The organism is Natronorubrum marinum, assembly GCF_052040125.1.
Taxonomy (GTDB): domain Archaea; phylum Halobacteriota; class Halobacteria; order Halobacteriales; family Natrialbaceae; genus Natronorubrum.
The window spans coordinates 248,649-260,898 of record NZ_JBPPFV010000002.1; the positions used below are offsets into that span (position 1 = coordinate 248,649).

General features: G+C 63.7%; 8 protein-coding genes and 1 tRNA gene. 4 read left to right on the top strand and 5 right to left on the bottom strand.

All coding sequences use genetic code 11. From position 1 onward, the window contains the following. Nucleotides 1-30: 30 nt before the first annotated feature. From ACSFC5_RS10860 to ACSFC5_RS10870, 3 genes are all read left to right on the top strand, one after another. Nucleotides 31-1,638, top strand: coding sequence for a hypothetical protein (locus tag ACSFC5_RS10860; protein ID WP_440765269.1), 1,608 nt, complete (start codon nucleotides 31-33; stop codon nucleotides 1,636-1,638). A gap of 254 nt (nucleotides 1,639-1,892) precedes the next feature. Next, entirely contained in the window at nucleotides 1,893-2,204 is a 312-nt protein-coding gene (gene ddfA / locus ACSFC5_RS10865) for a DdfA family disk-determining factor (protein WP_440765270.1), read from the top strand. A gap of 438 nt (nucleotides 2,205-2,642) precedes the next feature. Further along, entirely contained in the window at nucleotides 2,643-5,342 is a 2,700-nt protein-coding gene (locus ACSFC5_RS10870) for a PAS domain-containing protein (protein WP_440765271.1), read from the top strand. Between the two features lie 114 nt (nucleotides 5,343-5,456). Here ACSFC5_RS10870 and ACSFC5_RS10875 read toward each other — a convergent pair. Further along, a tRNA-Lys gene (locus ACSFC5_RS10875) sits at nucleotides 5,457-5,530 on the bottom strand. A 189-nt stretch (nucleotides 5,531-5,719) separates the two neighbouring features. On the opposite strand from ACSFC5_RS10875, the gene ACSFC5_RS10880 reads away from it, so the two are divergent. Then, nucleotides 5,720-7,171 carry a DHH family phosphoesterase gene (locus ACSFC5_RS10880; RefSeq protein ID WP_440765272.1) on the top strand — a complete coding sequence of 484 codons (1,452 nt, stop codon included), beginning with the start codon at nucleotides 5,720-5,722 and terminating at the stop codon, nucleotides 7,169-7,171. Between the two features lie 124 nt (nucleotides 7,172-7,295). Here ACSFC5_RS10880 and ACSFC5_RS10885 read toward each other — a convergent pair whose 3' ends face one another. The 4 genes from ACSFC5_RS10885 to ACSFC5_RS10900 all read right to left on the bottom strand — a co-directional run bounded on the left by ACSFC5_RS10885 (nucleotide 7,296) and on the right by ACSFC5_RS10900 (nucleotide 12,249). After that, nucleotides 7,296-7,589, bottom strand: a complete 294-nt coding sequence (locus tag ACSFC5_RS10885; protein ID WP_440765273.1) for a PRC-barrel domain-containing protein — start codon at nucleotides 7,587-7,589, stop codon at nucleotides 7,296-7,298. Nucleotides 7,590-7,693: 104 nt separating this feature from the next. Continuing rightward, the gene (locus ACSFC5_RS10890; protein WP_440765274.1) at nucleotides 7,694-8,890 is read right to left on the bottom strand and encodes a phosphotransacetylase family protein; all 1,197 of its coding nucleotides are present in this window, start codon (nucleotides 8,888-8,890) and stop codon (nucleotides 7,694-7,696) included. After that, complete coding sequence (locus tag ACSFC5_RS10895) at nucleotides 8,887-11,007, bottom strand: acetate--CoA ligase family protein (RefSeq protein WP_440765275.1); 2,121 nt, start codon at nucleotides 11,005-11,007, stop codon at nucleotides 8,887-8,889. Before ACSFC5_RS10895 ends, ACSFC5_RS10890 begins: the two co-directional genes overlap by 4 nt. A gap of 81 nt (nucleotides 11,008-11,088) precedes the next feature. Further along, nucleotides 11,089-12,249 (bottom strand): metal ABC transporter permease, encoded by a 1,161-nt coding sequence (locus ACSFC5_RS10900; RefSeq protein WP_440765276.1) that lies wholly within the window; start codon nucleotides 12,247-12,249, stop codon nucleotides 11,089-11,091. Nucleotide 12,250: the final 1 nt, after the last annotated feature.

Sequence of the window (12,250 nt, forward strand, 5' to 3'; positions counted from 1 at the left end):
AATATACGTAAGAACCCTCGGTGTCGACCGATGGACGTGACTTCAGACGATTCACACAGTCGGAGGATTGGGAGACGATCGTATCTACGAGGAACTCTCATCGGGCTCGGGACGCTATCAGTCACCGGTGTAGCGGCCGCGGACCAGTCCGACGAGGAGTGCTTTATCGAGGAGTCGAACGAAACCGAAGAACGGGACGAAACGGAGGACCAGGAGGAGACCGGGGGATCGGACGAAGCTGAAGACCAGGAGGAGATCGAAGCCCAGTACGAGACCGTCGTCGACGTCGTCGAAGCCGGTGCGGATCCCAACGGGAACGAACCGATCACATCCGTGTTACGGTCGATCATCGGTGACGATACGCTGCTCACGTTCCCGGAGGGACGATACTACGTGGACGAGCAGTTGCGGTTCACCGGGTTCGAAAACGTCGGGTTCGTCGGCGAGAACGCGACGCTGGTTCCGGCGACGTACCACGAGTTCGACGGGCCGCAGTATCGCCTGTTCCGACTGGGGACCAACGACGCTCCCGGTCGCGACCTTCGGTTCGAGGGCTTCGACGTCGACCAGACCGCCGACGAGACGGGGATCCGACTCATCAACGCCGAAGTCGAAGACGGACTCGTTGTCCGGAACGTCACCATCCGCGGCGTCCACGACAGCGGGACCTGGGGGCCGGGGCTGTTCAACGTTACCGAACCAGACGGAGAAGGGGTCGTTGCCGGATTCCACGCGGAGGACGGTGCCGTCCACGTCGACGAGACGCCAAACGCAGGGAACAGGTGGCGCGGCGCGACCGGCATCATCGTCAACCCGGCTCACCGCGGAACGCTCGTCTTCGAGGACTGCAGCCTGGGTGGGTTCCCCGACAACGGGTTGTACGCGTCGAACGAGACCGGGCGCGTCGGTGTGGACGGCGGCCGATTCCAGAACAGCGCCACCGCGTCGATCCGCCTCAGCGGGACGGAGGGCCGGATCAGGGACGCGACCGTCGTCGTCGACGACGATCCGCACGACTCGAAGGGCCAGCACGCGATTCGACTCGACGGCGGGGATCAGATCCTCGAGAACCTCACCGTCGACGTCCCACAGCCGAACGGCGACGCGATCAGGATCATGAACGACGTCGACAGCGCCTCGATCTCGAACTCCGAACTCGCCGTCGGCGACCGACCGAACAGCGGCATTCGGATCGATCCCGAAGCAGGAGCGACGACACTCGAGGACGTCGCGATCGACATCGACGGCAGCGCCAACGCGGTTCGAATCCTCGGCGGGGACGCCGAACCGGTCGTTCTCGAGGACGTTCGTATCACCGGTGATGCGATGGGAACCCGAAATCGCCACGCGATCTTCTGTGAACGGTCCGGTTGCCGGTTCGTTGATCTCGACGTCGAACAGGTGGGTGGTGACAGTCGACGCGGGATCGAACTGCGGGGATCGGAGTACGTCGTCGCCGACAGCGAGTTCGTGACGACGCACACGCCGATCGTCGTCAACGGCGGGGACGACGTCACGATCGAGAACACGGTCGCACGGTCCGTCGGTGATGGGTACTCCCTTCGTATCATCGGCGATTCCGGGACCGTCGGTCTCGAGGGGAACGAGTTCCCCGACGGCGTTCGAGACGACCGGTGACGGCGGTCTGAATCGCCGACGCACGCCGTTCCGACTCGGTGTGTTGCAGTCCGGTTCGGTTCCGCTCTCGAGCGTCACGCGGCCTCGAGGGAGACTGATTTTCTCGAGCGGGAGACAGTATTTGTGTAGCTGACACTCATTTTTAGCTGTCATTTGAGGGTAATCGAATCCATACACGCCTGATTGCGTATATAAACGACGAGGAATTGGACACGCTTTTATAGAAGAACAATGGCGTTAGGACAAGTAGTTTCATGAAGCCAGAACCACCTCTTGATGCTACCGCCGGGAGTAGCTCTCCGAACAGCGTCCACCACGATTTCACGGGGGACCAGACGGCTTCTCTCGCCGTTATCGAGGCCATCGCGGCTGTCTCGGGGACGGACCCGGTCGAGCTACCGCCGCTCTACGACGTCATCAATCCGGATGCGCTCAACGCGCTTTTCGAACCCCACGAGCGTCGAACCGGCTCCGGCCTCCACGTCGAGTTTTCCTACAACGGGTTCGATATCGTCGTTCGCGAGGGTCCGGAAGTTGTGGTTCGACTCGAGGACGCTCCTGAGTAGTTCCGGCAGAGTAATCGCTGTAGAGACATCTTTTCTCGCGTAATCGCTCACTGGGGATAGCAAGGAACTGGGACCGATTCCAACTCGACGATCGAACGGCCTCGACGCCGGTTCGCCCGTGCCGACGCTTACGGATCGTTCCCGCGACCGGGAGCCTGACGGCTCAGAATCAGCGGACGGTTTAAGATACTCTCGCGCCGACCTGGTCGGTGAACACGTCTCGCTCGTGCTCACCGATGACGACGTCGAACGCATCGAACGCAAAATCGTGAGCCGGATCGAAACGGACGGTGAGGACGTCGCGACCTTCGAAATCGGCGTCCAAACGGCCGATGGAGACGCGGTTCCGTGTGAACTACGGATCAACCTGTTACTCGAAGAGGAAGCGTTTCGAGGATCGATCGGCGTCGTCCGGACGTCTCCGAAGAAAAGCGGCGGGTGGCCACGCTCGAGTCCGCACGGGCGTCGTACGATTCGATCACGAGCGTTCTCGACGAGGCGAATATCGGCGTCTTCGTTCTCGACGACGCATTCGAGGTCGCGTGGGCCGACGAGACGATCGAACGGTACTTCGGCCTCGATCGAGACGCCCTCATCGGCCGCGACAAACGACGGGTCGTCCACGAACTCGTCGCGGATACAGTCGACGAGTCAGACAGATTTGCGGAGACGGTCTTGGCAACGTACGACGACAATAGCTACATCAAGGAGTTCGAATGCCGCATCACGGCGGGAGACGACCGCGAGGAACGCTGGCTCGAGCACCGGAGCAAACCGATCGAATCGGGCGAGTACGCCGGCGGCCGAATCGAACTCTACTACGATATCACGGATCGGAAGCGATCGGAGGATGCCCGCCGTGAAACCGAAGAGCAGTTTCAGTCGCTGGTCGACGCCGTCGAGGAGGACGCGATCTTTCGACTCGATCCGGCGGGTCACGTCGTCAGCTGGAACGAGGGGGCGACGGAGATCAAGGGATACGACGCCGAGGAAATCCTCGGCGAACACGTCTCGACGTTCTACACCGAGGACGATCGAGCAGCGGGCGTTCCCGAACGGAATCTCGAACGAGCCACCGAAGCGGGGTCCATCGAAGACGACGGCTGGCGCGTCAGAAAGGACGGTACGCGGTTCTGGGCGAACGTGACGATCACGGCGGTTCGGGACGAGGCTGGGTCCCCTCGAGGATACCTGAAGATCACCCGCGATATGACCGATCGGTACGAGCGCGAACGGGAACTCGAGAGCGAACTCCAGCAGGTGTTCGGCCGGATCTCCGACGCCTTCTACGCGGTCGACGAGGAGTATCGATTCACGCACGTCAACGACCGCGCCGAGAAGCTTCTCCAGCACTCCGAAGAAGAGTTGCTCGGCGAGAACCTCTGGGACGCGTTCCCCGCGATCGACCGAATGGACGATGTTCGGAACGCTTTCGAGACGGCGATGAACTCACAGGAGGCGACCCACCTCGAATTCTACAACGACAACCTCGAGTTCTGGGTCGAGGCGAATCTCCACCCCTCCGAAACGGGCATCTCGGTCTACTTCCGGGACGTCACCGAGCGCAAGGAGCGCGAACGCGAACTCGAGGAGACCGAACGCCTCTATCAAACGCTCGTCGAACACTTCCCAAACGGCGCCGTTGCACTCGTCGACACCGACAGTCGCTACATCACGTTCGGTGGCGTGCCGGAAGGGGACGTCGACGTAACGAGAGCGGATCTCGAGGGGAGCCTCGTTTCTGACTTACCGGAACAAATCAGGGACGTCGTGACACCGCACTACGACGCCGCTCTCGAGGGGGAGACGTCGACGCTCGAGCGGAAGATCGACGGGAAAATCTACCAGTTCCGCTTCGTTCCGGTCCGCGACGCTGCCGGCGATATCTTCGCGGCGTTGGGACTGTCACAGGAAGTTACTGAACAAAAAGAGCGCGAGCAGGCGATCCGTGAATCGGAACGCCGCTACCGGACACTCGTGGAGAACTTCCCGAACGGGATCGTCACCCTGTTCGACGAGGAGCTTCGGTACACGCTCGCCGAGGGACAGGCGTTCGACGACCTCTCCCACTCGCGGGACGACATCGAAGGCCATCACCTCCACGAGGTATGGGCCGACGACGTGGTCGAGATGATCGAACCCGCGTTCCGGGCCGCACTTGACGGCGAGAAGCAGTCGGTTGAGGGCGAGTCCGAGGGCCGCGAGTGGATTCTCCACGTCGTGCCGCTCGCGGATCAGGATGGCGAGATCCACGGGGGAATGACGATGGCCTTGGACATCACCGAGCGTAAGGAACGCGAGCGGGAACTAGCGAAATACGAGACGATCGTCGAGACCGTCAACGACGGAATCTACACGGTCGACGAGGATGGCCACTTCACGATGGTCAACGACACGTACACCGAGCTGACCGGCTACTCCCGGGAGGAACTACTCGGGTCACACGCCTCGCTGGTCGTCGACGACGAAACGATCGAGGAAGCAAAGACGGCGGAAACCGAGATCAGGGAAGGACACGCCGACGGTCCCAAGCTGGAAGCAGCGGTACAGACGGCAGATGGCGATCGTGTTCCCGCTGAAGCGACCTTCTCGGTATTACCCGGCGATGAGCGCAAACGAATCGGCGTCGTCCGTGACATCACCGAACGCAAGGAACGCGAACGTGCGTTAGAGGAGTCCGAACGGCGCTACCGGACGCTCGCGGAAAACTTCCCAAACGGTGCAGTCGGACTGTACGACGATGACTTGCGGTACACGGCCATCGGCGGGGAGCTCGTGGACGCAGTCGGCGTCTCTCCGGAGGATCGGATTGGAAACAGCGTCTACGACATATATCCGGACGATTTCGTCGAGGAGGTCGAACCATACTTCGAGGCCGCGCTGGAGGGTGAGGCGAACTCGTTCGAGGTCGAGTATCACGATCGAAACCTGTTTGCCTACACATTGCCCGTCAGAAACGACGTCGAAGGGGTGAACGGGACGCGTAACCGAGCCAGTCACGGTGCATTAACAGCGAGGCAGGTTACCGGGGATGATCCCGGCGACGGTGTTCCAAGTCGAACTCGAACGGCTCGTCACCGCAACCGACACTGCCTCGGAAAAACACGCCGCGAGGAAGCGGGCCGGGCGCGATTATGAACACACGGTCGATCGCTTCCTCGCTCACTCCGTTCGCGAGACTGCGCTCTCCCTGCGTTCAAATCCCGCCGGTTCCGTTACCTGTCGCTCACGAAGTTGTTCGCGACAGGAAAGCGGGCCGGGCGCGATTTGAACACGCGACCGTCTGATTAAGAGTCAGACGCTCTCCCTAACTGAGCTACCGGCCCTGTACCTGCGACTTTTTCGTGGGCAGGGATATACGTTTCCCTTAGACGGCGTCGTGGCAGGCGTAACCATACGTCAACCGGCTCACAGCGTACGTGCCCGCCATACGACGGCAGTATCGACACGAACGCCCATTCGCCACGTAACAATCTTCGGGAGCGTTAAGTGCGGTCGGGCCGACCACACGTTCAATGAGTACGGGGGTTACGATCTCGTCGATCTCTGACTACGCGATCTTGGGCTGTGGGAGCGTCGGCTACGCCGTCGCGGAGGAACTCGTCGAACAGGGTAAGGACGTTCTGATCATCGACCGCGACGAGAGCCGCGTCGAGTCGCTCCGCGATCAGGACTTAGACGCCCGTACGGCCGACATCCGCGAGCCAGAAACCGCCGACCTCGTGGCCGACCGCGACGTCGTCCTCATCCTCGCCTCCGACGTCGAATCCAACAAGCAGGCCGTCGAACACGTCCGCGCCGTCGACGACACCCAGTTTCTCGTCGCCCGCGCGAGCGATCCAGTCTCCGGTGACGAACTCGAGGAGCTCGGCGCCGACATCGTCATCAACCCCTCCTCGGTGATCGCCGAGTCCGCGCTTCGGGCCCTCGAGTCCGGCGAACTTGAGTACAACGCGGGGAAACTCGCCCAGCTATTGGAGCAGACCTCCGAGCGGCTGGCGATCGTCACGCAGGACAGTCCGGATCCGGACTCGATCGCGAGCGCGGCGGCCTTACAGGCCATCGCTTCCCATCTCGGCATCGAGTCGGACATCATCTATCTGGGCGACGTCGGCCACCAGGAGAACCGCGCGTTCGTCAACCTCCTGGGAATCGATCTGGTTCAGTGGGACGAGATCGAGGATCACACGGTGTACGACACCGTCGCGCTGGTCGACCACGCGACGTCATCGGAGATGGATCTTTCGGTGGACATCATCGTCGACCACCACGAACCCGAGGAGGAGTACGAACCCGAGTTCGTCGACATCCGGCCGAACATGTCCTCGACGTCGACGATCATGACGAAGTACATCCAGGAGTTCGACATGAACGTCTCCGAGGAGGTCGCGACCGCCCTCCTCTACGGTATCCGGGCCGAGACGCTGGATTTCAAACGCGACACCACCCCCGCCGATCTCACCGCCGCGGCGTATCTCTACCCCTTCGCCAACCACGACACGTTAGAGCAGGTCGAATCGCCGTCGATGTCCCCTGAGACGTTAGACGTCCTCGCCGAAGCGATCACCAACCGGGACGTCCAGGGGAGCCACCTGGTCTCGAACGCCGGACTGGTCCGGGACCGCGAGGCGCTGACCCAGGCCGCCAACCACCTGCTCGATCTCGAGGGCGTCACCACCACGGCGGTCTTCGGCATCGCCGACGAGACCATCTTCCTCGCCGGTCGCTCGAAGGACATCCGCATCAACATTGGCAAGGTATTGGAGGACGCCTACGGCGAGATGGGCGAGACCGCGGGTCACTCGACGCAGGCCAGCGCGGAGATTCCGCTGGGTATCTTCACCGGCATCGAAATCTCGGAGGATACGCGGGATACCTTACTCGAGTTGACCGAGGAAGCGGTCAAACGGACGCTGTTCGACGCGATGGGCGTCGAGGGCACCAGCGAGGGGTCGAACGGGAACTAGCGGGTCGATCGTCTCGAGGGAAAGAACCGTTTTTGTCATCGGTATTCCACGGTCGTACGCAGGAACTGCCGTGCGAGTCGCTCACCACACAGTATCGACGAGCAGTGAACGGTGTCGGGTCCCGTCAGGCGATCAGTTCGTCCTCTTCCTCGTCGGGCTGGCGGACGCGTTCGACGACGTCGTTGATCAGAATCACGTCACCGACGGCGCGAACCCAGCGGTAAGGGACGATGACGCCCTGTCCGCCGTGGGACGTGCCCGTGAATAGTTCGGAGTTCAGGTCGCCGAGTGCGAGTCCGGTGACGGTCTGGCCGTCGACGTTCAGGCGGAGGTCCTCGACTTCGCCGACGAAGACGCCGTTGTTCGAGTACACCTCGCGTCCGACGAGAGAGGTAATTTCTTGCGGAGTGTCGTCCATGTCTGGGTTCATGCGTGGTGGACTCTTTAATCTTGGTCAGACATGAGAGTCGTCGGGACGTGCATGCGCGAAATCAGAACCGGTGTCCGCCCGGATGCCACCGACTACCGACCCTCGAGAATCGCGTCGATGGCCGCGTGAGCGGACAGCAGTTCCTCCATCCGATCGACCGTCTCGGCGTCGCGCGTCCGGCCGCTCCGGACGACGTCTTCGGCCCGCTCGACCGTCGTGAGCGTGTCCGTCTGCACCGAGAGGATCGGCAGTCCCTGCTCCGTCGCTTGCCCGATGATCGCGCCGGACGGCCGGTGGCCGCCGGTCAGAATAAGACAGCGGACGCCGGGGGCCTCGAGCGCGGCCGTATGGATTTCGGCGCGGTCGCCGCCCGTGATCACGGCGGCGTCTTTCGTCCGCCGGAAGTGACGCAGGGCGCTGTTCGGTCCCATCGCGCCGACGCTGAACCGTTCGACGTAGCCGTCCGTGTCGCCCTCGACGAGCGTCGTCGCGCCGAGTGCCTCCGCCAGCTCCGCCACCGTGACGCCCGACAGCGCCCGTTCGCTCGGCACGACACCGAAGACCGGTACGCCCCGATTCTCGAGGAAGGGGACCACGTCGGTCTCGAGCGGATCGTACGCGGCGTCCGCGACGTCGTTGAAGACGACGCCGGCCAGCCGATCGCCGAAGGCCTCGGCCGCGGCCAGCACGTCGTCGACGTCCCCGGGAACCGCGTAGGGAGCGACGAGGACGACGCGAGCGTCCAGTAGCTCTGCGATGTCGGCATCGGTCAGTTCGACGATCCCACCGATGTCGTACTCGCCGCCGCCCTCGAGGAACAGTCGGTCGCGGTCGGCCGCGAGTGTCTCGAAGGCCTCGACGACGCGCTCGCGGAGTTCTCCCGGGTCCTCTCGTCCGCGCATCGCCTGCTCGACGAACGTCGGCGAGTAAACGATCGGCTCCAGATCGTGCATCTCCGCCTCGAGGTCGAGCAACTCTCGAGCGAGCATCGGGTCCTCGTCGAGCGTCTTACCGACGTTGCTCTGCAGGCGAGTTCCCTTGGGCTTCATGTAGCCGACGCTGTCGCCCTCGCGCTGGGCGATGCGGGCGAGTGCGAGCACAATCGCCGTCTTACCGGTGCTCTCCTCGAGCGACGCGACGAGAATCGCGTCCGTGTCACGCTCGCTCGCGGCGTCGCTCGTCGCGGCGGCGATCGATTCGCTGTCGGTCGTCTCTGGGTCAGTACCGGCTCCTGAGTCGGTTCCGGTTTCTGGATCGGTGGGTGAGTCCGTGGATTCGGTGTCGGTCATGGTTTCTCCGTATCGTCCGTCTCGAGCGTCTCCGCGTCGACGGTCAGTCTGAGGTCGATCGCCTGTACGCCGTCGGGCCCCGCCACGAGCGGGTTCACGTCGAGTTCGAGGATCGACGGGAAGTCGGTCACGAGCTGTGAGAGCCGCTGGATCGTCTCGACGATCTGCTCGACATCCGCGGGCTCGCGGCCGCGAGCGCCACGTAACAGCGGAGCGGCCTGGATCTCGTCGACCATCGCCCGGGCCTCGTCCGCCCCGATCGGGGCGACGCGAACCGAGGTGTCCTCCAGGATCTCGACGAAGATGCCACCGAGACCGAACAGCAGGAGCGGACCGAACTGCGGGTCGCGGTTCACGCCGACGATCGTCTCGGTAGCGGTGTCGAGATCGACCAACTCCTGGACTTGCACGCCGAGGATCGCCGCGTCGGGCTGGTAGTTACGCGCTCGAGCGACGAGGTCCTCGTAGGCGTCGTAGACGTCGTCGTCCGCGACGCCGACCTTGACGCCGCCGATGTCGGACTTGTGTGAGATATCCGGGCTGACGATCTTCATGACGACGTCGCCTGCGATCGACGCGGCGACCTCGCGCGCCCGTTCCGGATCGTCGACGATCTCGCCGTCGGGCGTCGGAATCCCGTACGCCTCGAGCAGGTCCATCGACTCGACGCCGAGTCGGTTGTCGTCGCGGCATTCGGCTCGCGCGAGGATCTTGCGGGCCCGTTCGCGGTCGACATCGAACCGCTCGGGATCGTCGATGGTCCGCTCGCGAATCTCGCGGAAGCGGGCGAGCGCGTCGAGCCCCGAGACCGCTCGCGCGGGATCGAAGTAGTTCGGGATACCGAACTCCCGGAGCACCTCTTCGGCAGCTCGCGCCCGCTCGCCGCCCATCAGACAGGTGACGACGGGGGTGTCGTGGTCCTCGCGTTTCTCGATCACCGTCTCGGCGAGTTTGTCGTACTGGAGGACGGCGGTCGGCGCACTGACGACGACCGCGCTGCCGACGTTCGGATCGCCGAGTGCGATGTCGAGCGCCTCGCCGAAGCGTTCGACGTCCGCGTCGCCGATGGCGTCGATCGGGTTGTAGACGTTTGCCTCATCGGGCATCCGTTCGGCCAGTGCGGCGATCGTCTCGTCGGTGAACGTCGCCATCTCGAGGCGCGAGTCCCCCACCGCGTCGGTCGTGAGCACGCCGGGTCCGCCGGCGTTCGTGACCACGGCGACGCCGTCGCCTTCGGGTTCGGGAAGCCCCGACAGCGCTCGTGCGTAGTCGAACAGTTCCTGGACGGAATTCGCGCGAATCACGCCGGCCTGCTCGAGGCCGGCCTCGTACGCTCGCTCGCTGCCGGCGATCGCCCCCGTGTGCGAGGAGGCGGCCTGCGCCCCGGCGTCCGTCCGACCTGACTTGACGAGGACGATCGGCGTGTCGTCGGTGACCTCGCGAGCGGCCTCGATGAACTCGTCGCCGTCGTCGATCCCCTCGAGGTAGCCGATGATGACGTCGGTGTCCGGATCCTCGCCCCACTCGCGGACGAAGTCCGTCTCGTCGAGCACGGCCTTGTTGCCGAGCGAGACGACGTCCTGAAAGCCGATCTCCTGTTCGTTGGCCCAGTCGAGGACGGCGGTGATGAACGCCCCCGACTGGCTCATGAAGGAAATCGACCCCTCGAGGGCGTTCTCGGGGCCGAACGTGGCGTTCATGCCGTTCGGCGTCGACATGATTCCGAGGCTGTTCGGGCCGACGACGTTGAGATCGTACTCGTCGGCGACCGCGCGGAGTTCGCGTTCGCGCGTGGCCCCCTCGCCGCCCGTCTCGGAGAAGCCGGCGGTAATGACGACGGCGTTCTCCGTCCCGGCCTCGCCGGCGTCCCGCAAGGTTTCGATCACGGCGTCGGGTGGAACCACGACGACCGCCAGATCAACAGGCGGCGCGCTCGACACGTCTGCGTAGCACTCGAGCCCCAGGACCTCCTCGCGCGTCGGATTGATCGGCACGACCTCGCCGTCGAACTCGTCGCGCAAGTTCTCGAGGATCGCCCGGCCGACGGCACCCTCGCGGTCGGTCGCACCGACGACGGCGACGGACTGGGGATCGAAGAGTGCGGATAACCGTCCCATCGTTCGACGAGTCGGGCCGCGACGGATTAAAGGCGTCCCCTGCTCCCACAATCGAGGAGTTAGTGCCGATCCGCCGGCCGTTCAGTGCATCGAAAGCGCGGCGGATCGTTCGGAGAACACAACTGCGACCACGTAGATGAGGATCGCGACGACGATAATCGATCCGCCCGACGGGAGGCTCTGCCCGATCGCGAACGCGAAGCCGCCGAGCACCGAAATCTGTCCGATCAGGATCGAGAGATAGAGCGTCTCCCGAAAGCTGCGGGCGATCTGCGAGGCCGCCGCGACGGGGATCACGAGCATTCCGGCGACGAGGATCACGCCCAGGACCTGCATCGCGCCGACGACCACGACCGCGGTCATGACGACGAGCAGGGTGTTGTACCAGCCGACGTTGAGCTGGGCGACCCGCGCGGCCTGTTCGTCGAACGTGATGAACAACAGCTGTTTGTACGTGAACGCGACCACGCCGACGACGGCGACGCTCAACACGGCCATCAAGCGGGCACCGCCCACGGTGACGACGGCGAGGCTGCCGAAGAGGTAGGCCTCGATGTCGATCGACACCGGAACGGTGCCACGGCCCCAACTGATGAGCAAGGTCCCGACGGCGAAGCTCCCGCTGAGCATGATCGCGATCGGCACGTCGCCGAACGTGTTCGTGCGTTCGGTGAGCCACTGGACGGCTAGCGCGCCGATAATGCTCACGACGAGCGCGATGAACAGCAGCGACCCCTCGAGTCCCGTTCCCCCAGATCCGAGACCGGTCACCCCGATCACGATGAGCCCGACCGCGACGCCAGCAAACGCCGTGTGTGCGAGCGTCTCGCCGATCAGGGCCATCTGTCGGTGGACCAGATAGGTACCGACCAGGGGCGCGACGATCCCGATGAGAACGCCGGTCGCGATCGACCGCCACATGAACGGGTGCTTGAAGACGTTCGTTCCGAGCCAGTAGTCCATCCACTGGCCGACGATCATGACTTGCTCGAAGACGAATCCGATGCCGGGATCGATCCCCGTTGCCGAGTAGAACGTCTCGACGACGGAATACGAGTCGGCGTACGGATACAGCCGGAGCCAGTCGAGCGCGATGAACCCGATCATCACCGCCGCCAGCAGACCGACCAAGACGATCCCGAAAAGTTGGAGCAGGCGGAACGGATCGGCCGCGGCGGCCGGTGTCGAAGTGGTCGTACTCGAGACGTCGGGGTCGACGGCGTGATCTTCGCCTTGACTCATT